The organism is Caulobacter sp. KR2-114 (assembly GCF_049446115.1).
Classification (GTDB): Bacteria; Pseudomonadota; Alphaproteobacteria; order Caulobacterales; family Caulobacteraceae; genus Acaudatibacter.
The window spans coordinates 306,502-331,437 of sequence record NZ_JBMSEC010000005.1 but is presented as its reverse complement, the minus strand read 5'-3'; the positions used below and the strand labels follow the sequence as shown (position 1 = coordinate 331,437).

22 protein-coding genes are annotated in these 24,936 nt (G+C 68.4%); 14 read left to right on the top strand and 8 right to left on the bottom strand.

All coding sequences use genetic code 11. From position 1 onward, the window contains the following. Positions 1-777, top strand: a complete 777-nt coding sequence (cobA, locus tag ACO2Q3_RS19240) for a uroporphyrinogen-III C-methyltransferase (protein ID WP_423309513.1) — start codon at positions 1-3, stop codon at positions 775-777. Then, positions 774-1,238, top strand: coding sequence for a nitrate reductase associated protein (locus tag ACO2Q3_RS19235; protein WP_423309511.1), 465 nt, complete (start codon positions 774-776; stop codon positions 1,236-1,238). Before cobA ends, ACO2Q3_RS19235 begins: the two co-directional genes overlap by 4 nt. Here ACO2Q3_RS19235 and phhA read toward each other — a convergent pair. After that, complete coding sequence (gene phhA / locus ACO2Q3_RS19230) at positions 1,235-2,122, bottom strand: phenylalanine 4-monooxygenase (protein ID WP_423309509.1); 888 nt, start codon at positions 2,120-2,122, stop codon at positions 1,235-1,237. The two genes, ACO2Q3_RS19235 and phhA, sit on opposite strands and share 4 nt — an antisense overlap. A 94-nt stretch (positions 2,123-2,216) precedes the next feature. Between phhA and ACO2Q3_RS19225 the strand changes: the two genes are divergently transcribed. Further along, positions 2,217-2,690 carry an Lrp/AsnC family transcriptional regulator gene (locus ACO2Q3_RS19225; protein WP_423309507.1) on the top strand — a complete coding sequence of 158 codons (474 nt, stop codon included), beginning with the start codon at positions 2,217-2,219 and terminating at the stop codon, positions 2,688-2,690. Between the two features lie 24 nt (positions 2,691-2,714). Here ACO2Q3_RS19225 and ACO2Q3_RS19220 read toward each other — a convergent pair whose 3' ends face one another. Together ACO2Q3_RS19220 and ACO2Q3_RS19215 are read right to left on the bottom strand one after the other, a co-directional pair. After that, positions 2,715-3,533: a transglutaminase-like domain-containing protein gene (locus tag ACO2Q3_RS19220; RefSeq protein WP_423309505.1), complete on the bottom strand. Its 819-nt coding sequence runs from the start codon at positions 3,531-3,533 to the stop codon at positions 2,715-2,717. A gap of 37 nt (positions 3,534-3,570) precedes the next feature. After that, positions 3,571-4,482 carry a transglutaminase family protein gene (locus ACO2Q3_RS19215; protein ID WP_423309503.1) on the bottom strand — a complete coding sequence of 304 codons (912 nt, stop codon included), beginning with the start codon at positions 4,480-4,482 and terminating at the stop codon, positions 3,571-3,573. Positions 4,483-4,517: 35 nt separating this feature from the next. Here ACO2Q3_RS19215 and ACO2Q3_RS19210 point away from each other — a divergent pair, with 35 nt between their 5' ends. Next, the gene (locus ACO2Q3_RS19210) at positions 4,518-5,273 is read left to right on the top strand and encodes an N-formylglutamate amidohydrolase (RefSeq protein WP_423309501.1); all 756 of its coding nucleotides are present in this window, start codon (positions 4,518-4,520) and stop codon (positions 5,271-5,273) included. A 147-nt stretch (positions 5,274-5,420) separates the two neighbouring features. Further along, positions 5,421-8,429 carry a TonB-dependent receptor plug domain-containing protein gene (locus tag ACO2Q3_RS19205; protein ID WP_423309499.1) on the top strand — a complete coding sequence of 1,003 codons (3,009 nt, stop codon included), beginning with the start codon at positions 5,421-5,423 and terminating at the stop codon, positions 8,427-8,429. 27 nt (positions 8,430-8,456) lie between these two features. Here ACO2Q3_RS19205 and ACO2Q3_RS19200 read toward each other — a convergent pair whose 3' ends face one another. Beyond that, a complete protein-coding gene (locus ACO2Q3_RS19200) occupies positions 8,457-9,485 on the bottom strand; it encodes an SDR family oxidoreductase (RefSeq protein WP_423309497.1) in 1,029 nt (342 codons plus the stop codon). A 77-nt stretch (positions 9,486-9,562) separates the two neighbouring features. On the opposite strand from ACO2Q3_RS19200, the gene ACO2Q3_RS19195 reads away from it, so the two are divergent. Beyond that, positions 9,563-9,946 carry a MerR family transcriptional regulator gene (locus ACO2Q3_RS19195; RefSeq protein ID WP_423309495.1) on the top strand — a complete coding sequence of 128 codons (384 nt, stop codon included), beginning with the start codon at positions 9,563-9,565 and terminating at the stop codon, positions 9,944-9,946. Between the two features lie 189 nt (positions 9,947-10,135). Here the strand turns inward: ACO2Q3_RS19195 and ACO2Q3_RS19190 are convergent, their stop codons facing one another. Next, entirely contained in the window at positions 10,136-10,609 is a 474-nt protein-coding gene (locus ACO2Q3_RS19190) for a VOC family protein (RefSeq protein WP_423309493.1), read from the bottom strand. 163 nt (positions 10,610-10,772) lie between these two features. After that, the gene (locus ACO2Q3_RS19185) at positions 10,773-11,993 is read right to left on the bottom strand and encodes an MFS transporter (RefSeq protein WP_423309491.1); all 1,221 of its coding nucleotides are present in this window, start codon (positions 11,991-11,993) and stop codon (positions 10,773-10,775) included. Positions 11,994-12,396: 403 nt separating this feature from the next. Here ACO2Q3_RS19185 and ACO2Q3_RS19180 point away from each other — a divergent pair, with 403 nt between their 5' ends. The 3 genes from ACO2Q3_RS19180 (at position 12,397) to ACO2Q3_RS19170 (ending at position 14,627) form a co-directional block, all read left to right on the top strand. After that, the gene (locus tag ACO2Q3_RS19180) at positions 12,397-13,062 is read left to right on the top strand and encodes a TetR/AcrR family transcriptional regulator (RefSeq protein ID WP_423309490.1); all 666 of its coding nucleotides are present in this window, start codon (positions 12,397-12,399) and stop codon (positions 13,060-13,062) included. Positions 13,063-13,317: 255 nt separating this feature from the next. Continuing rightward, positions 13,318-14,133, top strand: a complete 816-nt coding sequence (locus tag ACO2Q3_RS19175; protein WP_423309488.1) for an SDR family NAD(P)-dependent oxidoreductase — start codon at positions 13,318-13,320, stop codon at positions 14,131-14,133. 14 nt (positions 14,134-14,147) lie between these two features. Then, the gene (locus ACO2Q3_RS19170) at positions 14,148-14,627 is read left to right on the top strand and encodes a RidA family protein (RefSeq protein ID WP_423309486.1); all 480 of its coding nucleotides are present in this window, start codon (positions 14,148-14,150) and stop codon (positions 14,625-14,627) included. 56 nt (positions 14,628-14,683) lie between these two features. On the opposite strand, the gene ACO2Q3_RS19165 is transcribed toward ACO2Q3_RS19170, so the two are convergent. Then, entirely contained in the window at positions 14,684-15,463 is a 780-nt protein-coding gene (locus tag ACO2Q3_RS19165; protein ID WP_423309484.1) for an HpcH/HpaI aldolase family protein, read from the bottom strand. An 82-nt stretch (positions 15,464-15,545) separates the two neighbouring features. Further along, a complete protein-coding gene (locus tag ACO2Q3_RS19160) occupies positions 15,546-16,850 on the bottom strand; it encodes an amino acid deaminase (RefSeq protein WP_423309483.1) in 1,305 nt (434 codons plus the stop codon). 251 nt (positions 16,851-17,101) lie between these two features. On the opposite strand from ACO2Q3_RS19160, the gene ACO2Q3_RS19155 reads away from it, so the two are divergent. The 5 genes from ACO2Q3_RS19155 (at position 17,102) to ACO2Q3_RS19135 (ending at position 24,615) form a co-directional block, all read left to right on the top strand. Next, a complete protein-coding gene (locus tag ACO2Q3_RS19155; RefSeq protein ID WP_423309481.1) occupies positions 17,102-17,875 on the top strand; it encodes a class II aldolase/adducin family protein in 774 nt (257 codons plus the stop codon). Positions 17,876-18,357: 482 nt separating this feature from the next. Continuing rightward, positions 18,358-20,592: a TonB-dependent receptor gene (locus tag ACO2Q3_RS19150; protein ID WP_423309479.1), complete on the top strand. Its 2,235-nt coding sequence runs from the start codon at positions 18,358-18,360 to the stop codon at positions 20,590-20,592. A 10-nt stretch (positions 20,593-20,602) separates the two neighbouring features. Further along, a complete protein-coding gene (locus tag ACO2Q3_RS19145; RefSeq protein WP_423309478.1) occupies positions 20,603-21,832 on the top strand; it encodes an NAD(P)/FAD-dependent oxidoreductase in 1,230 nt (409 codons plus the stop codon). Positions 21,833-21,866: 34 nt separating this feature from the next. Further along, a complete protein-coding gene (locus tag ACO2Q3_RS19140; RefSeq protein ID WP_423309476.1) occupies positions 21,867-22,718 on the top strand; it encodes an SMP-30/gluconolactonase/LRE family protein in 852 nt (283 codons plus the stop codon). Positions 22,719-22,848: 130 nt separating this feature from the next. Next, positions 22,849-24,615, top strand: a complete 1,767-nt coding sequence (locus tag ACO2Q3_RS19135) for an N-acyl-D-amino-acid deacylase family protein (protein WP_423309474.1) — start codon at positions 22,849-22,851, stop codon at positions 24,613-24,615. Positions 24,616-24,936: the final 321 nt, after the last annotated feature.

Sequence of the window (24,936 nt, the reverse complement as noted above, 5' to 3'; positions counted from 1 at the left end):
GTGTACGGCAAAGTGTTGCTGGTGGGCGCAGGGCCGGGCCCGGCGGACCTGCTGACCCTGCGCGCGGCGCGGGCGATCGGCGCGGCCGACGCCGTGCTCTACGACGCCCTGGTCAGCGCCGAGGCGCTGGCCCTGGCCCCCGAGCGCTGTCTGCGCATCCAGACCGGCAAACGCGCCGGCAAGGCGTCCATGCCGCAGGCGACGATCAACCGGCTGATGCTGCGCCTGGCCCGCCGGGGGCTGGCGGTCGTGCGGCTGAAGGGCGGCGACCCGGCGGTGTTCGGCCGGGTGGGCGAGGAGAAGGCCTTCCTGCAGGCGCATGGCGTCGCCGTGGAGATCGTGCCGGGCGTCACGGCCGCCAGCGCGGCCGCCGCCCAGTTCGGCTTTCCCCTGACCCATCGCGGCGAGGCGCGGCGGCTGCTGATCTCCACGGCCACGGTCACGGATGGGGCGGCCCTGGACCAGGGTTGGGCGGCTGCCGCCGACCCCGAGACCACGCTCGCCCTCTACATGGGGCGCGACCAGATCGCCGGCGTCGCCGATCGTCTGATCGCCCTCGGACGCGCCCCGTCCACCCCGGCCATCGCCATCGAGAACGCCGGCGCGCCACACGCCCGGGCCATCGCCGCGCCCCTCGCCGATCTGCCCGCCGCGCTCGCCGGCGCCGCGCCGACCGGGCCGGTGGTGATCCTGGTCGGCGAGGTTACGACCCAGGCGGAGCTCGTCGCCGCCACCGCAATCCCCACGCCCCGACCGCTCCAGGAAGCCCGCGCATGAACCACGCCCAGCTGTTCGCCTTCGAAGACGACTTCGTCGCGAGCCTGCGCTGCATCCCGATGGCGGTGCGCTTCAAGCTCGATCGCTGCGGGGTGAAGCTGTCGCTGCGTCAGTGGAGCCGATTCACCCGCGACGATCGCCAGTGGCTGCTGGAGGCGCCCTGCGCCACGGACAGGGAGGCGCAGGCCTATCGCCTGGCGCTGGTCGGCCTGGTCGCGCGGCGCGCCGGCGAGGCCGCCAAGCCGCTTGCCGAGCTGCCATCGGCGCTCTGGGCGCCCGCGGACGCGACGCCGGCCGTGATCGCCGAGCACGCCCGCGACAAGGGTCTGCGCCCGCCCAGCGACCGCGAGTGGGCCAGCCTCTCGACCCTGCAGCGCTTCGTGCTGATCAAGCTGACCCGCGACAACCACGACAACGTCAATTTCGTCCCGGCCCTGCGCGAGTTCGGGCTGGCGGCCTAGCCCCCGTTCGGCGCGCCGCGGGCGCGCGACTGCGCCCAGGCCTGCGTGCCGCGGTGGATCACCCGATCGCCCGGCAGCACCGTCTCGGGCGCCAGGTCGCTGAGGCTCGCCAGTTCGCCGTACAGGGGCGCGAAGTCGGTCTCCAGCGTGCGGCGCAGCAGATCCTCGAAGCTGTCGATGACGAAATAGGTCTGCTGGTAGTCGTCGATGCGATAGCGCGTGCGCATCACCCGCATCAGGTCGAAGCCCAGCCGGTTGGGCGAGGCGTCGTCCAGGGCGAAGGCCGACTCGCCGTGGCTGGAGACGATGCCGGCGCCGAACAGCTTCAGCGCTCCGCCCTCGCGGATCAGGCCGAACTCGACCGTGTACCAGTACAGCCGCGCCAGATGGTCCAGGGAGTCGAAGCCCAGCGAGCGCAGGCCGCCCTCGCCGTAGGCCTGCAGGTAGTCGGCGTAGACCGGGTCGGCCAGCAGGGGCACGTGGCCGAACACGTCGTGGAACACGTCCGGCTCTTCCAGGTAGTCCAGCTGGTCGGGCCGGCGGATGAAGCGGCCGGCGACGAAGGTGCGGTTGGCCAGGTGGCGGAAGAACACCTCGTCGGGGACCAGGCCCGGCACGGCCACCACGCGCCAGCCGGTGAGGTCCATCAGCCGTTCGCTGAGCACGTCGAAGTCGGGGATGCCCGGATGGCCCAGGCGCAGCACGTCCAGCCCGCGCAGATAGCCGGCCGCCGCCCGGGTCTGCAGCTGCGCCGCCTGGCGCTCGAACAGCCGGTCCCAGGTGGCGTGCTCCTCGCCGGTATAGCGCGACCAGTCCTGGGGGATGATCCAGTCCGGCGCGGCGCCGGGCGGCGGAGAGGCTGTCGAGACGTCGGCGGGTTGCATGATCCCATCCTGATCGCCCATCGGCGAAAAATCCTTTCAATCACCCGAAAAACCGCGAAATATTCGCGAAGTTCCTGCGACAGACCCTGGAAATATGAAACAGACTGATCAGGTCCTCGAGCCGCTGGATCGCCGCCTGTTGCGCGAGCTGCAGGCCGACGCCAGCCTGTCGCACGCCGCCCTCGCCGAACGCGTCGGTGCTTCGCCGGCCTCGGTGTGGCGCCGCATCCGCGCCCTGGAGCAGGCCGGGGTGCTGGGGCCGACCGTGCGGCTGGTGGACCCGGTCAGCGTCGGCCGCGGGGTGAGCGTGATGCTGCACATCCGCCTGCGCTCTCACGCCACCGACCAGCGCCTGGACTTCGAGGCCTTCATCAAGGCCCGGCCGGAGATCCTGGAGTGCCACTCGATGTCCGGCGAATGGGACTATCTGATGCGCATCGTCGTCTCCGGCGTCGCCGACTACGAGCGCTTCCTGATGCGCGAGGTGCTCAATCACCCGAACGTCGCCACCAGCGCCTCGCACTTCTCCCTGGCGCAGGTCAAGTACACGACGGCCGTGCCGGTGTGAGCGGGCTGATGCCGGCCGGGCAGCCTAGCCGGCGTCGTCGGCCACCTCTTGCGTCAGCACGGTGAACTCGACCAGCTCAGTGCGGCCGAAGCTGGTGGAAATGGCCACGTCGGTGGCGTCGCGGCCGATGGCGATCAGGATGCGGCCGATCCGCGGCCGGTTGTGGCGCGCATCGAAGGTGCGCCAGGCGCCGCCCAGATAGACTTCGAACCAGGCGCTGAAGTCCATCGGCGCATCCACCGGCGGCACGCCGATGTCGCCGAGATAGCCCGTGCAATAGCGCGCCGGGATGTTCATGCAGCGGCAAAGCGTGATGGCCAGGTGGGCGAAGTCGCGGCACACGCCCACCCGCTCCTCGTGCGCCTCCGAGGCGGTGCGCGTGGGGCGGGCGTGGTGGTAGCCGAAGCTGATCCGCTCGTGGGCGTACTGCACGATGGCCTGCACCCGGGCCCAGCCCGGCGGGGTCTGGCCGAACAGGTCCCACGCCGTCTGCATCAGCGCCTGGGTGTCGCAGTAGCGGCTGGCCAGCAGAAACACGAGCGTCTCGTCGGGCAGGTTCTCGATCGGGTGCTGCACGGCGTCCGGCGTCACCGGGTCGGGCAGGCCGCTGTCGCCCATCAGGAAGTCGGCGGAAAAGGTCGTGCGGCCGGGCTGCACGGCCACCCGGGTGCACAGGTTGCCGTAGAGGTCGCTGTACTGGCGGATCGGCCGATAGGGTTCCACCGTCATGATGTCGGGCGTGAGCAGATCCGCATGGCGCTCCCAGCGGCTGCTCAGCATCAGCAGGATGGTGGCGGCTTCCTCGCATTCGAAGGCGATGCGATAGCCGGCGCGGATCTTCATGTGACGTGGGCCCTTGAGGGCCGCAGGCCGACCCCGCCTAGGCTACGCTGAGGTCGCGCTCGGGTTCCATGGACAGGTCCACCACGACCTCCATGCCCAGATAATCGTCAGCCTTGCCGCTCCAGCTGCCCCACAGCGGCGTCGCCTGCCTGGGGTCGCGCACCACCGCCACCCGCACCAGGTCGCTGTTGCCGATCAGCCCGTTGGTCGGGTCGAACTCCACCCAGCCGCAGCTGGGCAGGTAGACTTCCACCCAGGCGTGGGTATGGCCGCCGCCGACGCGCCGCACGCCGTCCCGCCCGGTCACTGGCGGCACATAGAGGTAGCCCGAGACGAAATGAGCGGCGAGGCCCAGGGCGCGGGCGCCCTCCATCATCAGCACCGCGAAGTCGCGACAGGCGCCCGAGCCGAGCGCCAGGGTCTCCGCCGGGCTCTGCACGCCGCCGTGCAGCCGCGTGCGATAGGTGAAGTCCGCGTGGATGGCGCGGGTCATTTCGGTCAGCAGCGGCAGCACCAGGGTCGGGCCGTTCCATTTCAGGAAACGGCGCACCCAGCGCTCGACGGCGCCGTCGGGGTCGGCGAAACCCCGCTCCACCGAGCGCAGCAGGTCGGGCAGGTCGGTGTCGTCGTAGGCGAAGGCCCCGTTCAGGGTGGCGGGGCTGACCGCCTCGTCGCAGTCCGACGCCAGGGGGTGGGGGCGGTGGTCCAGCAACACGCGGCTGTCGAACACCAGTTCGGCGGCCTTGCCGTCGAAGCTGGCGATCGAAACGCAGTTGCCGAACACGTCGTGCACGCGCCGCACGCTGGCGTCGGGGCTGACCGACAGCTCCGCGGAGATCACGTGCTGGTCGTAGCTCTCCCGCGGCCGCATCATCACGCGGTGCTCGCCGAAGGCCACGGGCTTGCGGTAGCGGTAGACGGTCCGGTGCGAAATCTGGAGCCGTGGCATGTGACGATCGCTAGCGCCTGGCGGCGGATGGGGTGATGGGACTTCTTTGCACGGCTGATTCGCAACCGGTTATTGCCGAACGCGCAGGCAGCGAATCCCCTTTCCTGTTCATATGCGACCATGCGGGGCGAGCCGTCCCTGCGGCGCTCGGTCGCCTCGGGCTGCCGGACGCCTGCTTCGACCAGCACATCGCCTGGGACATCGGCGCCGCGGCCGTCACCCGCCAGCTCGCCGCCAAACTCGCCGCGCCCGCGATCCTGCAGCGCTTCAGCCGGCTGGTGATCGACTGCAACCGCGACCCGGCGACGGCGCAGGCCATCCCCGAGGTCTCCGACGGCGTGGTCATCCCCGGCAACCAGGGTCTGGACGGCCAGGCCCGGCAGGCGCGCGTCGAGGCGATCCACGCGCCCTACCACGCCGCCATCGCCGCCGAGCTCGACCGCCGCGCGGCGCGCCGCCTGCCCACGATGCTGGTGTTCGTGCACAGCTTCACCCCGCGCATGGACGGCGTCGATCGGCCCTGGCGGTTCGGCGTGATCCGCGAGCCGGGGAGCCGGTTCTCGCAGGGGGTTCTGGCGCGGCTGCAGGCCGCGGGCGGCTTCGAGGTCGGCGACAACCTGCCCTACGCCATGGATGGCACGGACTATTCCGCCCCCACCCATGCCTTCGCCCGCGGACTGGACTATCTGGAACTGGAGATGCGTCAGGACACCGTCGCCGACGCCGCCGGCCAGGCCGCCACCGTGGCCATTCTGAGCGACGTGCTGACCGAGGCGCTGGCCGCCCTCTAGCCTGCCAGCCCCTCGCCCGCCCAGTGACGCTCCGGGGACAACCATGGCGAGGGTTGCTCACCGGTATTGCCGGATCGCGTGCAAGCTGTCAGGCTGCAATTGCGAACGAGTACCAGTATTCAGAGTTGTTTTTTCAGACAAACAACCATGCTGCGGGGACCGGTGCTCGGGCGGCTCGCGTTTTTACTTGGCCTGATGGTGGCCCTGGCGATGGCCGGGCGAGCCTTCGCGGACGCGCCCGTGCCCATCCGGGTCGCTGCGGGGCCCCTGGGCCACACCCTGCAGGAGATCGCCCGGCAGAGCGAGAGCGAGCTGCTGTTCGATCACCGGGTCGTCGCCGGGCTGCAGGCGCGCAGGATCGAGGGCCGGATGACCGCCCTGGCGGCGGTCCAGGCCGCGCTGGCCGGCGCCAACCTCACCGTCCGCCGCGTCGCCTCCGGCGCCCTGATCATCGACGCCCCGGCCGCCCCGCCCCTGGCGCAGCAGGACGCACCGGTCGCCGAGGTGCTGGTCATCGGCCACCGCACCCAGAACTTCGACATCCGCCGCCAGGAAACCGACATCCAGCCCTATCGCGTGATCACCGGGGAGCAGATCACCGCCGCGCACGTCGACAACCTCGGCGAATACTTCGACGAGCGCGTCCCGGCCAACACCAGCATCCCCACCGGAGGTGGCTACGAACAGGGGAACAACTCGAAGATCGACCTTCGCGGGCTTGGCCAGGACCAGACCCTGGTGCTGATCGACGGGCGCCGCATGCCGGACTTCCCCGGCTACCAGTTCGGCTACGTCCAGCCGGACATCAACGCCCTGCCGCTGCGCGCCATCGACCGGGTGGAGACGCTCACCGGAACCGCCGGCGGCATCTACGGCTTCGGCGCCCTGGGCGGGGTGGTCAATGTGGTGCTGGCGCACGATCGCCCGGGCGCCGAGGCGCATCTCACCTCGGGCCTCAGTTCGCGCGGCGACGCCGGCCGCGTCGCCTTCGAGGGGCGCATCGAATTCTCGCCCGACCACGGCGACACCGACGTCCTGCTGAACCTCGGCGTGTCGCACGCGCAGCCGCTGAAGGTGGGCCAGCGCGACTTCGCGCTGAGAGACACCCTGGCCTTCGCCCGGGTCGACCCCACCGATTTCATCGGCTCCCTGCCGAACGGCAACTCCATCGGCGTCTTCAACCTGTTCGGCGACGAGCCGCTCTCGTTCAAGCCGGAGTATGGCGGCGGCGCGCTGACGGCGTCCTATACCCTGCTGCCGACCGGCTTCGAGGGCGGGCCGCAGGCGCTGGCCGCGGCGCTGGCGAGCCATGCCGGGCAGATCGACTACAGCACCTCGAACGCGGCCGCCGCCTCCGACCTGACCTCAACCGCGACCATGGGATCGGCGCTGATGACCGTGCGCCACCGGTTCGGCGGCGGGATCGAGGCCTATTTCGATGCCATCGCGCTCTGGAACCACACCCGCTATGTCGCCCATGGCGGCAACAGCGTGACCTTCCTGTTTCCGGACTCGCCCGACGACCCCTTCGAACAGTACCTGCTGATCTCGTTTCCCACGCCCTTGACCACCGAGCGGAGCGAGACCGATTTCGACAGCACGCGCTTCACCGCGGGGCTTCTGGCGCCTCTGACGGGCGACTGGCGGGCGACCGCGGAGGTGACCTGGGGCGGGACGAGCGCGCGGCAGTTCGCCACCGAGCAGGTCATCTTCGGCGCCCCCGACGACGCCAATCCGCTCGGCAGCTGGTCTGCCTTCCAGAAGGCGGTGGCGGGCGGGCTCGAGAGCGGCTCCCTGCAATCCGACAGCGAGACCCGCTACGGTGAGCAGTCCCTGAGGCTGGCGGGTCCGTTGTTCCGCCTGCCCGGCGGCCCGGCCACCCTGACGCTGCTGGCCGAGCACTGGCGCGAGACAGCGCCGGGATACCTACAGACCTTCACCGGCGTGCTGGGCAACGGAACCAGCCCGATCGCCGCGCACAGCACCGCCACCGCCTCGCTCTATGCCGAGCTGCGCTCGCGCGTCTTCGCCGAGGCCGCGCCCTCGCCCTGGCTTCGGCAGCTGGAGGTGCAGCTCGCCGTCCGCGCCGAGCGCGAATACGACGACTTCTCCGCCCAGATCACGGACCCGACCTCGCCGCGCCTGCACGCCGAATTCCCGGGGGTCTCCTACACATTCGGCGCCAAGGTCTCCCCCTGGTCCTGGCTGATGCTGCGCGCCAGTGTCGCCACCGGCGAGACGCCCCCCTCGCAGCTGGATCTGGACCGCGAAGACCTCACCAGCAGCTTTCCGCTGGACGACCCCAAGCGCGGCGGTTTCCTGGGCACGGACGACACCCCCTATGTCGAGAAGGTCGGCGGCTCGGCGGCCCTGAAGAGCGTGCACGCCAGCACGGTCTCCGTCGGCGTGGTGCTGACCCCGTTCGGCGCCGACAGCCTTCGGCTCTCGCTCGACTATTCGCGCATCAAGCGGAGCAACGACGTCCTGCACCTGGACGTGGACACTGTGCTCGCCCACGAGGACTTCTGGCCGCAGCGGGTGCAGCGCGGTCCCCTGACCGACGCAGATCGGGCGCTGGGCTACACCGCCGGCCCGATCACCCTGATCGACGTGACCTCGATGAACGGGGCCAGCCGCGAGGTGCGCACGCTGGACATGCGGCTCGACTGGCCGATCGACCTGCCCGTCGGCCAGCTGCGGCTCTACGGCGCGGCGACCTACGCCTTCGACATCGAAACCCGGGGGCTGTTCCAGCCCGATCTCCAGTTCGCCGGCGCCAACGGCGCGCCCCTGACCTGGCGGGCCAACGTCGGCGTCGACTGGACGATTGGCCCCACCATCTTCGGAGCCAACGTGCGGTACTACGGCTCCTATGGGGTGGAAGGTCCGCTCACCCCTGGCGTCGTCAGCGGGCTCGCGACGGCGTACCAGGGCTCGGATCACATTCCGCCCCAGGCCTACCTCGACCTGCGCCTCAGCCGTCGCCTGCCGCTACGCGGCGCGCCCAATGGGCTGAAGATCGATTTCGGCGTCAGCAACGTGCTCGACACCGCCCCGCCCCGGGTCACCGCCGTCGCCGGCGGCATCGGCGGCATCAGCCCCTACGGCGACCCGCGCCGGCGCCGCTTCGAGGTGACCCTGAGCGCGCTATTCTAGGGACCGCCGGCCTCCGTAGCCGCCGCCCTAGCCCAGCAGTCCCAGCGCCTCGAGGCTGGCGGCGGTCGCCAGCACCGACTCCGTCACGCTCCGCGGCGCCCAGCCCAGCATCCGCCGGGCCTTCTCGTTCGAGGCGTTCTTGACCTTGCCGAGTTCCGGCAGCACCCCGCGCACCTGCGGGTCGACAAGGGCGATCAGGCGCAGCAGCCAGCTCGGAAGGGTGCGGTCGGGGACCTTGCGGGCCGCCGGCCCGGCGCCGGCCCTCAGCATCTGAGCGATCTGCCGGGCGCTGACGAAGTCGCCGGCGGCGGCCAGGAAGCGCTCGCCGCGGGCCGCCGGGTCGGTCATCGCGCGCAGGTGCAGGTCGGCGACGTCGCGCACGTCCACCGCGCCGAACCACAGGTCCGGCACGCCGGGCAGCGAGCCGTCCATCAGCCGCTTGATCAGCAGGATCGAGGTCGAATAGTCCGCCGCCAGCACCGGCCCGAACACGCCCACCGGGTTGACCGTGACCAGCTCCAGCGCGCCGCCCTCACGGGCGATGAAGTCCCAGGCGGCGCGTTCGGCGATGGTCTTGGAGCGCTGGTAGGGCTGCACGCCGGGGTCATCCAGGTTGGTCCAGTCCGCTTCCGTGAACGCCCGGCCCGGCGCTCCCAGGCCATAGCCGATGGCGGCGAAGGACGAGGTCAGCACCACCCGCTTCACCCCCGCGTCGCGCGCCGCCGTCAGCACCCGCAGCGCCCCGTCGCGCGCCGGGCCGATCAGTTCGTCGGCGTCGCGCGGCACGGTGTCCGGAAACGGCGAGGCGACGTGCAGGACGTAGTCGCAGCCCGCCACGGCCTCGGCCCAGCCGGCGTCGCCGGTCAGGTCCGCGGCGAACAGCCTCAGCCGCTCGCCGACCTCGCCGGCCCCGCCCTGGCGCAGCATGGCGCGCACCTCGCCCTCCCGGGCCAGGTTGCGCACCGTGGCGCGGGTCTCGTGCCCCGCCGCCAGCAGCTGGATCAGGCAGTGGGCCCCGACGAAGCCGGTGCCGCCGGTGACCAGGACGCGCGCCATATAGTGGTTCTCCCCTTCGCTGACCTCAGGCTACACTTTGAACCTAGGTTCAAGGTCAAGCGGGTTTGGAGGACAGCATGGTCGAGGCGGAGTGCGCGCCGCGCCAGACGGGGTCGATGCGCATCGGGGAACTGTCGCGGCTGACCGGGGTGGCGCCCTCCCGCATCCGCTTCTACGAGCGCAACGGCGTGTTGCCGCCGGCCGGCCGCGGCCTGAACGGCTATCGCGAATATCCGCAAACGGCGGTGAAGCGGCTCGGCCTGATCGACACCTCCCAGCGCCTGGGCTTCTCCCTGGCCGAGATCCGCGCCGCCCTGGCGGAGGCCGCGCCGAACTTCCCCTCGCACGACGCCCTGGCCAGGGCCCTGCGCGCCAAGCTCGCCGCCCTCGACCAGCACCTGAAGGACGTCCGCGCCCGCCGCCGCGAGATCGAGGCGCTGCTGCGGTCGCTGGGGGACTAGCTAGGGCGCCGCCTCCCGGACAGCCGGGCGCGCTCGGATCGCGCAACCCGCCGCTGGTTCCGAAGCGAACGGGTCATCAAGACAACTGGCGGCTCGCGAAATCCTGGCGATCGCACTGAGCCCGTCGTTCGCCCATGAAATGGCGACTTCGTCTGCGCGTCATCTGGAGACGACACGCATCGACATTGCTCACCGATTCCGAAGGCGGATATCCGCCAAGGTTTCGATCCCCTTCGGAAATTCAATCAGCTCGAAGGGGTGTCCGTCTGGATCAAAGGCGAAGAAGAATTTCGCCCCCTTGAACTCGGTTGGGGCTGCCGCATCCACCCAACCCCCGGCCTTCAACCTTGCAAAGACACCCGCGGCGTCGGCCACAGTGAAGGAGAGACAGGGAATGCCGAGGCTGCAAGGGGACCGGCGGTCGGCCGCGCCCTGGCGAGGGGTAGGCGATTGCGCCAGCTCGAAGCCCAGGCCGGCAATGACGCCCTTCACGTTGGGTTGGCCCACGCCCATGCGTGAGTCCTGAAAGATCTCGAAACCCAGGACCGCCTCGTAGAAGGCGATGGACGCCTCAAGGTCGCTCACTTCCAGAGCAACGTGGGAGAGGGCTCGGACGCCAGCCAGTCCCGTAGCGGCTGCGGCGGTCGTCGAAGGTGTGGTCATGGTCGGCGGCGTCCTCCGCGCTAGAGTGTTTCAGCCTGGGCGGTGAGCTTGACGTCCACGTGGGCCTGTACGCCCTCCAGGCTGTCCTCGGTCACCAGGTGAAGGTCTGGATACGTGGGTCATTGGTGGGCGCGGCGCCGGGCCGAGCCCGCGCCGCGGATGCCTAGCCGCGCGCCAGCGCAGCCTCTGCCCGCGCGGCGCGGCGATGGCTCATGTGCAGAACGGTCGACAGGCCAAAGGCGACAAGGAAGCAGACGCCGCAGACCAGCAACGCGCCGTGGGCGTCGGTGTCCGTCACGAACAGGGAGCAGAGGAAGGGGCCGGCGGCGCCGCCGAACAGTTGCGCGCCGGGGAGCACAACCGCGATGCGCCGGGACGGGTCAGCCTCGATGGCCAGGGGCAGCTGGAACGGCAGGAAGAATAGCCAGAAGAAGCCAAACACTCCTGTGGCGGCGATGAACACCACCGCCCCGTGGGGGGCGGCCAGAAGCGCCAGGACAACCACATTGACCACGGCGCAAGCCAGGAAGACCGGGTAGTAGGATATCCGCTTGGCGGCGGCGGCCGCCGCTGTGGACCCGACGATCGAGGTCGCGAGCACACCTGATACGGCGAACCCGAGAACCTTCGGATCCAGGTGCGCCTGCTCGGCAAGCGGGGCCATATAGGCGAACAGGCCGATCGAGAAGGCGGCCACAAGGAACACCGACACCAGGCTTCCCAGGGCCCGGGGCGAAGCGAAGACGGCGCTCACCCCTCGTTGGTCGTTGCCGGGCAGGTCCACAAAGGATGATGGGATGAAGGGCGCCGCGACCAGGGCGAGGGCCGCCGTCCCGGCGAGTACGGCAAAGCCGCCGTTGGCGCCGTAGCGGTCCATGAGGGTGAGGGGCAGGATGGCGGTGAACGCCAGTTGAGCGATGCCTTGCAACGTCAGGAAGATGCCCGACCACCGCGCCGGCGTCGAGGAGCGGGCGATCATGCAGACTGAAAGCCAGACCATCAGGCCTTCACCAAAGCCGCAGAGGCCGCGGTTGATGATGATCGCCGCTCCGGACTGCCCGATGGCCAGCAGGTCTGCCACGAGCACACCGACCGCCGCCAGCGCCGCCAGCAGCTTCAGGCGCTGCGGCTTCAGGAACGCGCCGGCGAGGCTGATGCCCACGCCGAGGGTCAGGAACTCCGCCGTCGTCGCCCAGCCAAGGCCGGCGGCCGTCAGGCGATGCTCGGCCACCAGGGCGCCCAGCAAGACCGGCTGCACGCCAGCGATCTCCATGCCCACGACGCCTGTCGCCAGCAGGGCGGCGATGGCCAGGGGCGAGGGCCGCGCTCCGATCCATCGATCGTCCGACGCCGCCTCGTCCGCGCGATCGAAGGTCAGTTCCATCTACTTTGCTCCCGCACGCCGAGCCCGGACGGCCCGCGCCAGCTGACCTATCTCGGCACGGCCCGTTCTTGACATGCGTATAGTGATTACTATCTAAATTGAGCTGTCAAGCAGGGTCCTTTGAGCCCTTGCCCGGAGATGCGCTCCGGGCCTGAGCTCGGGGGCGGGATCGGAGCGCCATGAGCAAGCCGAATCTTGGCGGCGGCTCGCCACCGCCCGCGGAAGACCAGACCCCGAAGCGGGCCGGGCGCCCTCCGGCCGCCGACGACACCGTCAGAAGCGCAGAGCCGCGCTTGAATGGACGGGCGCCTGTAGCTAGCCTTGCAATATCCACCAACCGATCCCGATCCGCGGGGACATGGCGCAACCAAGTAAGCTCGTGAACCCCGCAAAATCCAAAGCCGTGAAGAAGCGCGCCCGCGCGGCGGCGGCGACCAAGACGTCCAGCGACCGCCGCACGCCCGCCCCCGGCGGCAACCCTGAGACCTATGAAAAGCTGGTGCGTGCGGCCGGGGAGCTGCTCGGTGAAGTCGGCTTCGAGAAGCTGACCACCAATGCGATCAGCGCCAAGGTCGGCATGACGCCGCCGGCCTTCTACCGGTACTTCACGGACAAGTACGAGATCCTGGAGGTTCTGGCGCAACGCCTGTTGAAGAAGCAGAACGACGCCTATGCCGTCTGGCTGTTCGAGGGGGGCACCTGGTCGAACCTCGATCGCCAGGCCGAGTCCCTTGAAGAGTGGTTTCGCATCGCGGCCGGAATCGTCGCCAACGAGCCTGGCGCCCTCTGGACCATGCGGGCGCTGCGCGCTCTGCCGAACCTGGCGCACGTGCGTCTGGAGTCGCAGCGGATGAACACCGACCGGCTGTTCGAGTTCTACAGCCGCGTATTTCCCCAGATGGACCCGCAGCTGCTGTGGTACCGCCTGCGCGTTCGCGCCGAGTTCGGCTGGGTGGTCGATGAGCTGGCCCTCGAAGAGGACCGCCTGCCGCACGACGCGCTCTTCAAGGAGGCGGCCAGGCTGCTAGGCCGCTCCCTCCTGGAAGGAACGGATCTTCCGAACGTATAGCTATTGCTATATGACGATCCGTCGGCCATAGTCGCCCTGTCGGCCCTGGGGCGCCTCGGCAGCGTGCGCGGTATTGATCCTGGTCCTTGTCTATCGACGGCTTGTCGCGCGTGTGCGCGTGCGCCGGCGGTATGCCGCCAGCCCCAGGCCCGCATGGACGCTGGGCCAAAGCCAGCATGTGTACCGATCTCCGCCGACTGGAGATGAATGGATTGGCCGCGCGACGCGGCCGATCGTGATCGCCTGGAGTAAGACGTGACGAAGACGAGATCCAAGACCCTGTTCATCACTGGCGCCGCCAGCGGTATCGGCGCGGCCGCCGCCAAACTCGCCGTCGAACGCGGACACAGGGTCGTGGTGGCCGACATCAATTTCGCTGGCGCCCAGGCCGTTGCGGCGGCGATCGGCGAGGGCGCCTTGCCCATGGCCCTGGACATTACCTCCGAGGCGCAGTGGGACCGCGCGCTGGACGAGACCTGGTCGCGGTTCGGCGGCCTGGATGTTCTGGTGAACAACGCGGCCATCGTGTGCGCCGGCCGGGCCGAGAACGTCGCGATCGCCGACCATCAGCGGACCATGGATGTGAACTTCATGGGCCCGGTGAAAGGGATGCTCAACGCCCTGCCGCGCTTCAAGCGGCAGAAATCCGGCCACTTCGTCACGGTCTGCAGCATGACCGCCTTCCTGCCGTTCCCCGGGATCGCCAGCTACGCCGCGGCCAAGCACGCCCTGCGCGCCTTCCACCATGCCCTGGCGATCGAGGAGCGCGACTCGAAGCTCGCCTTCACGATCATCCACCCCACCTCCACCGAAACGCCGATGCTTGAGGAAGAGGCCCGCAGCGACGAGGTGAACCTGGCCTTCGCCTCGCCCTCGGTGACCGCCGAGTTCGTGGGCGGCGTCGTGCTGGACGCCATGGACAAGAAGGCGCTGGAGGTCTTCATGCCGCCCGAGCGTGGTCGGACCGTGCGGCTCCTGGGCACCAACCCACGCGCCTTGCGCAAGATGGTGGAGCGCGGCGAGGCCGTCGGCTTCGCCAACCTGCAGGCCCGCCGCGCCGCCGGCGCCTGAGGGTCCGGGCGATGATGTCCCCCGATCAGGGCGCGGCTTCGGCCTATGACCGGCTGAAGGCGCTGGGCCTTGTGCTGCCGCCGCCGCCAAGGCCCGTGGCCAACTTCCTGCCTGCTGTTCGGGAGGGAAACCTGGTCTTCCTCTCCGGGCAGGGGCCCGTCGAACCCGGCGGCGTCCGTCATGTGGGAAAGGTCGGTTCAGAGGTCACGCTCGAGGCGGCCTATCAGCACGCGCGCATCACCGGCCTCAACCTCCTGGCGGTCCTGGAAGCCGAGCTGGGCTCCCTCAGCGCCGTGCGCCGCGTCGTGAAGCTCCTGGGGATGGTCAATGCCGACCCCGGCTTCTCGGCCCATCCGCAGGTGATCAACGGCTGCTCGGACCTCATGATCGCCGTGTTTGGCGAGGAGATCGGCCGCCACGCGAGGTCCGCCGTCGGCATGGGATCGCTGCCAGGCCAGATTACCGTCGAAATCGAGATGATCGTCGCCGTCTAGGCGCGGCGGGATGGCGCCTATGGCGACGCCATCCCGTATCTTCGACAGTCCAAGCGTCAGTTCGCGCCCGCGCCGGTGGCCTGGCGGGTCGCCAGGACCGCCTCGCGCGAGGACCGCGCCAGCAGACCCAGGTCGCTGGCCACGGTCACCAGCCCAAACCCCATGTTCGCCATCCGCGCGGCATAGGCCGGCGTGGCGTTCTGGATGCCCGCAACCAATCCCCGCTGGCTGACCCGCTCGATGAGCATCTCGTAGATCTTCAGGATCTGCGGCTCTTCCCGGTCCAGGATCGGCGGGAGGCCAAGAGACAGGCCAAGGTCTCCCGGCCCGACATAGATCCCGCTCAGCCCGGGCGTATCGAGAATGGCGTCGATGTTGTCGACCGCTTCCTGGGTCTCGACCTGAGGAAGGATCAGGACCTCGCCGTTGGCGATCTGCTGGTAGGGGGTCTGGCCGCCGTACGCCGCCGCCCGGATCGGCCCGTTGGATCTCTGTCCGAGCGGTGGGTAGAAGCAGGCCCGCGCAAGGGCCTGGGCGTCCGCCGCATTGTTGACCATCGGGCAGATCAATCCCCACGCGCCGGCGTCGAGCATCTTGCCGATGATCCCAGGCTCATTCCAAGGAACCCGAACGAGCGGCGTCACCGGGTGAGCCTGCATGGCCTGGATGCAGGCGACCGCCGAGGTATAGTCGTGCAGGCCGTGCTGGATGTCGATGGTGACGCTGTCCCAGCCCGCCTGGGCCAGGGCCTCGGCGACGAAGGTGGAGGGCAGCGTCGACCATGCATTCACGCAGGTCTTGCCGGCCATGAGCCGGGCTTTGAGAGGATTGCTCAAGGTCTTTTCCTATTTAAGTACATACTTAAGCGCTGGTGCGAGCTGCCGGGGCCGCGTGGTCCCCGCATGGTCCCGCGTGGGTTCAGAAGTAGGTCCGCACCGCTCCGGTGACGCCGTAGGCGTCATCCACCACGTGGAGCACCCGCCACTTGTCGAAGGTCAGGCAGGGGTGGGAGATGCCGAAGCCGACCATGTCGCCGACCCGCCAGGGCGTGTCCGGCGGCGTGGACAGGTAGGCATGCTGATCGTTCAGTTGGGTGACCCGATGGTCCTGCGGGGCGGGCTCCGGTCCGGCCATCCCCGCGCCCGGCCGAAACCAGGCCAGGGCCACCGGCGGGTCGTCGTAGGAGACGTCGCGCTTGCCCAGCGCCACAATGACTCGCCCGGGCTCGGGCACGGACTGGACATAGGCCCAGACCTCGAGCGCCGGAACGAGGCCGCCGTGGCTGGACGCCAGGGCCTGATCCCGCTGGGCCAGCAACGCGAACAGCTTGGTGTACATCACCGAGTCATGGGTGAGGTAACAGCCGCTGCGCAGGAGCACCATGCTCTCCTGGGCCAGGCGGATGGCGCCGAGCTTGGCGGCCACCAGGTCGAAGAAGGCTGAACCGCCGGCGCTGAACACAACGGTTCCGGGCGCAAACAGGCGCTCCGCCTCGCAGCGGTAGGCGAGGGCGGCCATCTCGTCCAGGAAGGTGGTCACCCGCGCCAAGGTCTCTTCGACGCTCGGTCCCCGGATGATGCCTTCGAAGCCTTCGACGCCAGCCAGGGCCACGAGGCCCGACGTGGCCCTGACGGCCCGCGCGACGACCAGCGCCTCTTCCAAAGACCGGCAACCCGTTCGGCCCCCGTCGAACCCAAGCTCGACGAGGACGCGGACGGGGCGGCCAAGGTCCGCCGCGGCCGCGGCCGCGGCGATCTGGTCGACGTTCTGGACGCTGTCCACAAGGCAGTAGAACTCGAAGCCAGGGTCCCGTTTGAGCTCCGCGACGATGTAGGCGATCCCCGCCCTTCCGATGAGCTGGTTGGCCAGGAATATCCTGGAATGGCCAAAGGCGCGGGCCACCCGCACCTGATGCGGCGTCGACAGGGTGATGCCCCAGGCGCCGTCCTCGATCTGCAGCCGGAACAACTCGGGGCTCATGGTGGTCTTGCCGTGCGGCGCGATCTGCACCCCGGAACCGGCCAGGAACGCCCGCATCCAGCGGCTGTTGTGGCGCAGGGCGCTGTCCTTGAGGATCGCCGCGGGGAGCGGCAGGTCTTCAGCCAGCACGTTCCAGCCCTGGGCTCCGACGTCCCCGAGCGCAACGGTGGCGCCGGAGCCCGGCGCGCCCTTCTCCCACGGCGCGATCGCCGCGCCAGCCGGCTGTGAAAGGAAGAACGTCATGGCCGTCTCCTTGAGGTTCCTGAACGGAAGCCACCATTTCATCGCGAGGAAAAATAGTAAAGACTATACATGAGTGCGCCGCGCGCGGGGCGCCGCGAACGCCGCGCGAGGCTTGCCGGGAAGCCGCGAAGGCCCATCCGTCGCGGTCACGCTATGCCGTCTCGTCCATTCGTTGAACCAGTGCGCTGGTTGTCGCGGTCTAGTTTATGCTATATCGTAGCGCTCGACGCCTTGCATGAAAGACGAGACTGATGATCCCGGCCTTCCCCGCAGCGCCGCCCCCGCGGGCCGGCGCATGCTCAGCAACCGAATGGCAGGCCCGCGTGGACCTCGCGGCCCTCTATCGGCTGGTCGCCCTGCACGGCTGGGACGACATGATCTTCACCCACATCTCCGCACGCATCCCGGGGGCGGACCATCATTTCCTGATCAACCCCTACGGTGTGTTCTTCGAGGAGATGACGGCCTCAGCGCTCGTGAAGATCGACCTGGACGGTCGGGTGATCGAGGGCGACGGGCTCATCAACCCGGCCGGCTTCACCATCCACTCAGCCGTGCATGCCGCGCGGCCGGAAGCGCGGTTCGTGATGCACCTGCACTCTCGCTCCGGCGTCGCCGTGGCCTGCCAGGCCGATGGCCTCCTGCCGCTGAGTCAGCACGCCCTCATCATCCTGCCGAGGCTCGCCTACCACGACTACGAAGGGATCGCCCTGGATCTGAGCGAACGCGAGCGTCTGGTCGCTGACCTTGGGGACAGGGTCGCCATGATCCTGCGCAACCACGGCACGCTCGCCGTGGGCGCCACCGCGGCCGAGTGCTGGTTGAACATGTACTATCTGGAACAAGCCTGCGATCAGCAGGTTCGCGCGCTGTCCGCCGGCCGCGATGGCCTGTTGCTGGCGCCCGACGCAGCCCGCGCGGCGGTGCGGGCGCAGGTCGCCCGTGGGCGCGAGAAGCTGGCCAGCCTGGCCTGGCCCGGCGCGCTTCGGCGCCTGGACCGGCGCCTGCCTGGCTACGACGCCTAGGTCCGCGCGGCTGCGGCCTCCCTGGCGCCGCCGCGTTCAGGCGCGCCCAGGTTCGGCGGCCTCTAGGCGATGGGCGCTCGACTGCCGGCGCCAGGGCCAGGCGCGCGAAAACTCGGATATCGTCGTCGATTATATAGTTCATGCTATACGACACTTGTGGCCGGCGGGGGACGATCCAGCACGCTGTCGCGGGTGCGGCTGTCGCTTGGATGTGGGGTTTTGGCCCGACGTTCCGGCACAACCAGCTGATTTTAGACGGAAAGATGTGCCGTCGCCAGCCGCCGCACCTCCGCCGCCGGCTCCCTGACAATTTGAGGCCGCGTAGCGATTCTGCTGCGGCCTCCCGATCCTCACTTTTACCATTGCGACGCATATAGTTTTTGCTATTGTCACGTCTGCGATGAAGAATGAGGGGGCGCGCAATGACCTTGGTCACACGTCTGAAGGTTTCGGTCTGCGTTACGAGTCTTGGGGCGGCCCTCATGGCGGCGACCGCTGTTCGGGCGGAGGAGGCGGGGGCCACGCCGGTCCTCGGCGAGCTGGTCGTCACCGCACAGCACCGCAGTGAAAACATTCAGAAGGTGCCGATCTCGATCAACGCCTTCTCCGCACGGGACATTCGAAAGCTCGGCATCCAGACCAGCACCGATATCGGTCTCGTCACGCCGAACGTGAACATCGCCCTGTCCCAGGGCGCCGGCAACCAGCCGATCATCACCATCCGCGGCATCGGCATCAACGACGAGAACACCAACAACGCCGGGCCGATCGCCGTCTATGTGGACGACGTCTACCTGAGTTCACCGGCCGCACAGACGTTCTCGACCTTCGACCTCGAACGGGTCGAGGTGCTCAAGGGGCCGCAGGGCACCCTGTACGGGCGCAACACCAGCGGCGGCGCGATCAACTATGTCAGCGTCAAGCCCAGCGACACCTTCAGCGCCATGGGTCACTTCAGCTACAGTTCGTTCAACACCTTCAACATCGAGGCGGCCGTTGGCGGGCCCATTGCCCCCGGTCTCGACGGACGCATCTCGTTCCTGAAGGACAATTCGGACGGCTACGCCTTCAACACCCTCACCGGCCAGCACGAGAACGGCGCCAACGACTGGGCGCTCCGTGGCCAGTTGCTTTGGAAGCCGCGCGACGACCTGAAGTTCCTCTTCAACGTCAATGGCGGCCAGATCGACACCCGTCCCGCCCAGTACGGCCACTATGGGGATTTCGTCCCCGGAACCCAGGGCCTGGCGAGTCCCGTTCTTTGCTCTGTGGCCGACACCATGGCCGACAAGTGTGTCGACCTCTTTGGCTACACCCAGCCCAAGAGCTACTACTCCGGCGGTTTCAACAAGCAGGCCCACCTGAAGGTCAACAGCATCAACGCCAGCGCGCGGATCGACTGGTTGCCGGGCTACCTGACCGTGACCTCGATCACCGCCTTCGAGCACAACGACAAGATCGAGCCGGAGGATACCGACTCGTCTCCCTATCGCGAGCTGGAGATCAACTGGGGCGTGAAGAACAACACGGTCACCCAGGAGTTCCGGGTGGCGCACACCGAAGCGAAGTACAACTGGACCGGCGGCCTATACTACCTGCACGAGGACCTGCGGCAAAACCAGCCGCTGGAATTCCTTCTGGACTACGACCTGTTCTACGGGCCGGGCTCAGGCGACGGGTTCGTCAACCGCCAGACCGACACCAGTCACCAGGTCACCGACGCCATCGCCGCATTCGGCCAGGGCGAATACAACGTCACCGACAAGCTGAAGTTCATCCTCGGCGGACGCTTCACCCACGAACACCGGACCTTCGAGTACGCCGGGACCATCCAGGTCCAGGAAGGCGGCATGGATCACTTCGGTCCGGCCGTGTCGCTGCTGCCGCCCGGCGCCGTCATTCCGGCGCTCAACAACTCCAACTTCTCCTGGCGGGTCGCCGCGGACTACAGTCTCACCAGCGACGTCCTGGCCTACGCCAGCATCGCCACGGGCTTCAAGAGCGGCGACTTCAACGGCGGCTTTCTCAGCACCGACCCGGTCCAGGCGCTGTTCCAGCTCAAGCCCATCGGCCCCGAGACGGACGTGGCCTATGAGATCGGGCTGAAGACCAGCTGGTTCGACCATCGCCTGGTGGCCAATGCGTCGGTCTTCTACACCGACTACAGCAACCTGCAGGTCTTCTCCCTGGTCCAGAGTCCCAACGGACCGCTGAACTCCCTCACCAGCGCGCAGAAGGCTCACAACGTCGGCGCGGACTTCCAGCTGACGGCCAAGCCGATCCCGGCCCTGACCCTCACGGCCAACCTCGGCCTGCTGGACGCCAAGATCGATCGGTTCGTCGTGCCCGGCGTGGGGGTGTCGTCTCTGCAGGGGCTGCAACTGGCGTTCTCGCCGCACGTGTCGGCCTTCCTGATGGCCGACTACAAGGTCCCGGTGGGTCCTGGAACCGTCGATTTCCAATTCAGCGCCAGCTACAAGGGTCACCAGTTCTACGACAGCACCAACGACCCTTACCTCGCCCAGAACGCCTACTGGCTTGAGAATATCAGGGTTGGCTACGAGGTCGGGCGCTGGGAAGTCGCTGGCTCGATCAAGAACCTGTCGAACCTGAAGTATACCAACGACGCCTTCGACTCGACCGGCCCCTTTGGCTACATCCAGCCGGTCTGGGGTACGCCGCGCTGGTACGCGATCGAACTGAACTACCGTTACTAGGGTCCGGCCCATGCAACGGTTCGATGTCGTCGTGATCGGGTCGGGGGCGCTGGGGTCCAGCGCCGCCTTCCACCTGGCGCGGCGCGGGCAGTCGGTGGCCCTCGTCGACCAGGCGGCGATCGGCTCCCAGACCTCGCCTCGCGCGGCTGGCCTGAGCGGTCAAGTGCGGCGCAACCCGGTGATGGCGGCCCTGGCCCGGCGCTCGGTGGAGAAGATCCAGCGCTTCACCGCCGAGACCGGCCAGCCCATGACCTACCACCAGCCGGGCAGCATGAACGTGGCGCGCACCGAGCGCCACAAAGTTCAGCTCGAGAAGACGGCGGCCTACGGTCGGTCCCTGGGCTTCGATATCGACCTCATCTCGCCAGGCGAGGCGCATGAGCGGATGCCATTTCTGCAGACGAGCGGCGTCCTGGCGGTCACGCACATGCGCACGGACGTCTTCCTCGAGCCGTGGCAGATTCCGACGGGCTATGCGCGGGCCAGCCAGGCCCTGGGCGCCGTGACCATGCCGGACACCCAGGTGCTGAGCCTGGTGGTGGAAGACGGTGCGGTGGCGCGGGTGGTCACCGACAAGGGTGAACTCGCCGCCGACGCCGTGGTCGACGCCGCCGGCGGATGGACCCGCCTGGTCGCCGCAATGGCCGGCGCCGTGACGCCGATGGTCCCAATGCGTCACCAGCTCATGGTGACCGAGCCGATCCCAGGTGTGTCCAACAACCAGCCGATCGTCCGGATCATCGACACCAATGTCTATGTGCGGCCTGATCGCGGCGGCCTGATGCTGGGGGGCTATGAGCGGGATCCGACGCCGGTCGATCTCACCAAGGCAGGTCCGGGCTTCCGCATTGAGAACCTGGCCCTGGACCTGGATGTTCTTCGGCGCCTGGCCGCCGATGTCGAAGCGCAATTCCCGATATTCCAGACCGCCCCCTTGCGCGAACATCGTGGCGGACTTCCGACCATGACCCCCGACGGCGAGCACATCGTCGGACCCGCACCGGGGGTGAAGGGCCTCTACATCCTGGGTGGCTGCAACGTCGGCGGCCTGTCGATCTCGCCGGCGCTTGGCGAGGAGTTGGCGAGGTGGATCGTCACCGGCGCGCCCAGCGTCGATCTTTCCAGGATGTCGCCGGCACGCTTCACCACCGAGCTCTCCGCCTCGGACCTCTTTGAGGCCTGCAAGGCCCGATACGCCAACTACTACAGCCCGCCAGCGACGGTCGGTGCGGCCTACTAGCCCTTCCTCATTCCTCCTGTCACCGAGCTTTGCGATGGACCACACGCTCCAAACCCTGGCTGAGGGCCTGGCCTTCGGCGAAGCGCCCCGCTGGCGGGAGGGCAGCCTCTACTTCTCCGACATCCACGCCAATCGCGTGATGGCCCTGCGCCCGGACGGAGCCTGCGAAACCATCGCCACCTTCGCAGGGCCAGTGTCGGGCCTTGGCTGGCTGCCCGACGGGCGCATGCTGGTGGTTTCCATGCACGACAAGCAGGTGCTGAGGCGCGAGCCGGACGGTCGGTTTGTTTCGCACGCCGACCTGAGCGCTGTCGCCACGGGCTATGCCAACGACATGGTGGTGGACGACAGGGGCAATGCGTACGTCGGCAACTTTGGCTTTTCGCTCCATCCGCCCAGTGAGGTCCGGGCCGCGGCGATTGCCCTGGTGAGTCCCGGCGGCGCCGTAACCGTCGCGGCCGACGACCTGCTGTTTCCGAACGGCATGGTGATCTCGCCTGATGGCAAGACTCTCGTCGTCGCCGAAAGCCGCGGACGTTGTCTGACGGCGTTTGACGTCGCGGCCGGCGGCGCGCTCTGCAATCGCCGCCTCTGGGCCGCCGTGCCGGAGGGGACTTTCCCGGACGGGATCTGCCTGGATGCGGAGGGCGCCATCTGGATCGCGTCGCCTGCTTCCAACGAAGTGGTGCGGTTGCGGGAGGGCGGGGAGGTGGTCGAACGGATCGCCACGAGACAGCGGGCGATCGCCTGCATGCTGGGCGGCCTCGATCGGCGGACGCTCTATGTCCTCACGGCGGAGAGCACCGACCCGGCCTTTTGCACTGAGAACCATACCGCCCGGATCGAGGCGACGCGCGTGGAGACCCCCGGGGCCGGACGGCCCTGAGGAGCGTGGGCCGCCGGCGATGTCGACGCCAGCGGGCTGGAGCGGCTGACGGTTACAACGCGCTGGCGAAGCGACGAAGCCGCAAGAGCTCCGTCTGTGGCGGCGGAGCTGAACAATGGGAGGCGTCCGGATGCCGGACTTCGATTTGATCGTCAGGGGTGGAGAGATCCATGACGGCTTGGGCGGCGATCCCAAGGTGGCCGATCTTGCGATCCGTGATGGACGTATTGCGGCGATCGGCGTGATCCCCGGCACAGGCCGCAGCGAGCTTGACGCCCGCGGCAAGATCGTCACGCCGGGGTTCATCGACGTTCACACCCACTACGACGGCCAGGCGACCTGGGAAACGCAGATGGCCCCCTCGTCCAACCACGGGGTCACCTCTGTGGTTATCGGCAATTGTGGCGTCGGCTTCGCGCCCTGCCGTCCAGACGAGCGCGACATGCTCGTGAAGCTGATGGAGGGCGTCGAGGACGTTCCTGAAGTCGTGATGAACGAGGGCCTGCCTTGGAACTGGGAGACTTTCCCGGAATATCTCGATGCGCTCGAGCGGCGTGAGTTCGATGTCGACGTGGCCGCCCAGCTGCCCCATTCGGCGCTCCGCGTCTTCGTGATGGGCGCGCGCGGCGCGCGTCGCGAGCCGCCGACGGCCGCTGATCTGGCCTCCATGCGCCAGCTCACGGCCGAAGCCGTAAGGGCAGGCGCCATCGGGGTTTCAACCTCGCGCAACATCTTGCACCGGACCCGGGCCGGCGAACTGGCGCCAAGCCTCCATTCAGAGGAAGCCGAGTTGGCGGCCCTCGCCGCCGGTCTGCGCGATGCGGGGGCCGGCGTGTACCAGCTCATTCCCCAGGTCTTCGAAGACGCGGAGCAGGAGTTCGAACTGATGCGCCGCCTGGCCGAGACCGCCCAGCGTCCGCTTTCATTCTCCCTGCTCCAGATGGCGACCGGAGACCCGGACGCTTGGCGCAAGACGCTGGCGCTGTTGAAGAGGGCGAACGACGAAGGCGTCTCGATGACGGCTCAGGTCTTCCCGCGACCTGTCGGCTTCCTCTTCGGGCTGGACCTATCCTTCCACCCGTTCTCGCTTCACCCTAGCTTTCGCCCCCTCGCGGAGCTTCCGTTGGCGGAAAAAGTGCGCGCCATGCGCGACCCGCAGGTTCGTGCGCGCTTGCTGTCCGAGCATCCGGAAGACGCAAATCCGGTCTTCCTCGCGACGGTGGAAAATTTCCGCTTCGCCGTACCGATGGGCGATCCCCCGAACTACGAGCCCGATCTCGAAGATCAAATGCAGCGCAAGGCCAAGAAACGCGGCTTGAGCGTTGCGGAATACGCCTACGACCTGCTGCTCGAGAATGAGGGAAGGTCGATTTTCTTCATGCCCGCGGCCAACTACCGCGATGGCAATCTCGACGCCGTCCGCGAAATGGCGGCGAGCCCCTACACCGTGCTTGGACTGGGTGACGGCGGTGCTCACTATGGGCTGATCTGCGACGCCAGCTATCCGACCTTCATTCTCCAAGACTGGGTCCGCGACGCGCGGCCGGAACGGAAGATCGCCTTGCCGGTAGCGATCCGCGCACTGACGTCGGAACCCGCGCAACTGGTCGGTCTCAATGATCGCGGCCGTCTCGCGGTCGGCTACAAGGGCGATGTCAACGTCATTGACCTGGATCGGCTGCAACTGCACGCACCCACTGTCGTCCGTGATCTCCCGGCTGGCGGGCGGCGCTTGCGGCAACGGGCCGACGGATACGCTGCGACGATCGTCGCCGGCCAGGTGACCTATCGGGACGGCATCCACACGGGCGCCTTGCCCGGCAGGCTTGTCCGCGGCGCCAGGACCGAGCCGGAGCGCCTCGCGGCCGAAGCGTCGGCGCATGATCGGGCGTCTTGAAGGCTGGTCGCGGTCGTACGAAAGCAAGCGTGTGACTACTGGGCCCGCGCCTGCCGAGCCCGAGCTCGCCGATTCCCTTCAATGGCGTCGTCCTGAGCGCCCGGCGATGATTTCCACCGTACCGCCAAGTCTTAGACCCTGACGGGGCAATTCACCGCCGGGAAGGGCCTCGTCTTGGCCTGATCAGCGTCCACGGGCGACGAACATGGGGACGACAGAAGGATCGCGCCTCGACCTCGTCCGGCCAAAGCGGCGCGTCCTGACGACGCCCCGCGCGCAACGCTCTTCCGTGCAAGCCCCCAGGTCATGATTTAAGTCATT

Excerpts from the sequence above, each read along its gene's own strand:
- ACO2Q3_RS19235 (WP_423309511.1), top strand. The coding sequence starts at position 774 with ATGAACCACGCCCAGCTGTTCGCCTTCGAAGACGACTTCGTCGCGAGC.
- phhA (WP_423309509.1), bottom strand. The coding sequence starts at position 2,122 with ATGCAACCCGCCGACGTCTCGACAGCCTCTCCGCCGCCCGGCGCCGCG.
- ACO2Q3_RS19225 (WP_423309507.1), top strand. The coding sequence starts at position 2,217 with ATGAAACAGACTGATCAGGTCCTCGAGCCGCTGGATCGCCGCCTGTTG.
- ACO2Q3_RS19220 (WP_423309505.1), bottom strand. The coding sequence starts at position 3,533 with ATGAAGATCCGCGCCGGCTATCGCATCGCCTTCGAATGCGAGGAAGCC.
- ACO2Q3_RS19215 (WP_423309503.1), bottom strand. The coding sequence starts at position 4,482 with ATGCCACGGCTCCAGATTTCGCACCGGACCGTCTACCGCTACCGCAAG.
- ACO2Q3_RS19210 (WP_423309501.1), top strand. The coding sequence starts at position 4,518 with ATGGGACTTCTTTGCACGGCTGATTCGCAACCGGTTATTGCCGAACGC.
- ACO2Q3_RS19205 (WP_423309499.1), top strand. The coding sequence starts at position 5,421 with ATGCTGCGGGGACCGGTGCTCGGGCGGCTCGCGTTTTTACTTGGCCTG.
- ACO2Q3_RS19200 (WP_423309497.1), bottom strand. The coding sequence starts at position 9,485 with ATGGCGCGCGTCCTGGTCACCGGCGGCACCGGCTTCGTCGGGGCCCAC.
- ACO2Q3_RS19195 (WP_423309495.1), top strand. The coding sequence starts at position 9,563 with ATGGTCGAGGCGGAGTGCGCGCCGCGCCAGACGGGGTCGATGCGCATC.
- ACO2Q3_RS19190 (WP_423309493.1), bottom strand. The coding sequence starts at position 10,609 with ATGACCACACCTTCGACGACCGCCGCAGCCGCTACGGGACTGGCTGGC.
- ACO2Q3_RS19185 (WP_423309491.1), bottom strand. The coding sequence starts at position 11,993 with ATGGAACTGACCTTCGATCGCGCGGACGAGGCGGCGTCGGACGATCGA.
- ACO2Q3_RS19170 (WP_423309486.1), top strand. The coding sequence starts at position 14,148 with ATGTCCCCCGATCAGGGCGCGGCTTCGGCCTATGACCGGCTGAAGGCG.
- ACO2Q3_RS19160 (WP_423309483.1), bottom strand. The coding sequence starts at position 16,850 with ATGACGTTCTTCCTTTCACAGCCGGCTGGCGCGGCGATCGCGCCGTGG.
- ACO2Q3_RS19155 (WP_423309481.1), top strand. The coding sequence starts at position 17,102 with ATGATCCCGGCCTTCCCCGCAGCGCCGCCCCCGCGGGCCGGCGCATGC.
- ACO2Q3_RS19150 (WP_423309479.1), top strand. The coding sequence starts at position 18,358 with ATGGCGGCGACCGCTGTTCGGGCGGAGGAGGCGGGGGCCACGCCGGTC.
- ACO2Q3_RS19145 (WP_423309478.1), top strand. The coding sequence starts at position 20,603 with ATGCAACGGTTCGATGTCGTCGTGATCGGGTCGGGGGCGCTGGGGTCC.
- ACO2Q3_RS19140 (WP_423309476.1), top strand. The coding sequence starts at position 21,867 with ATGGACCACACGCTCCAAACCCTGGCTGAGGGCCTGGCCTTCGGCGAA.
- ACO2Q3_RS19135 (WP_423309474.1), top strand. The coding sequence starts at position 22,849 with ATGCCGGACTTCGATTTGATCGTCAGGGGTGGAGAGATCCATGACGGC.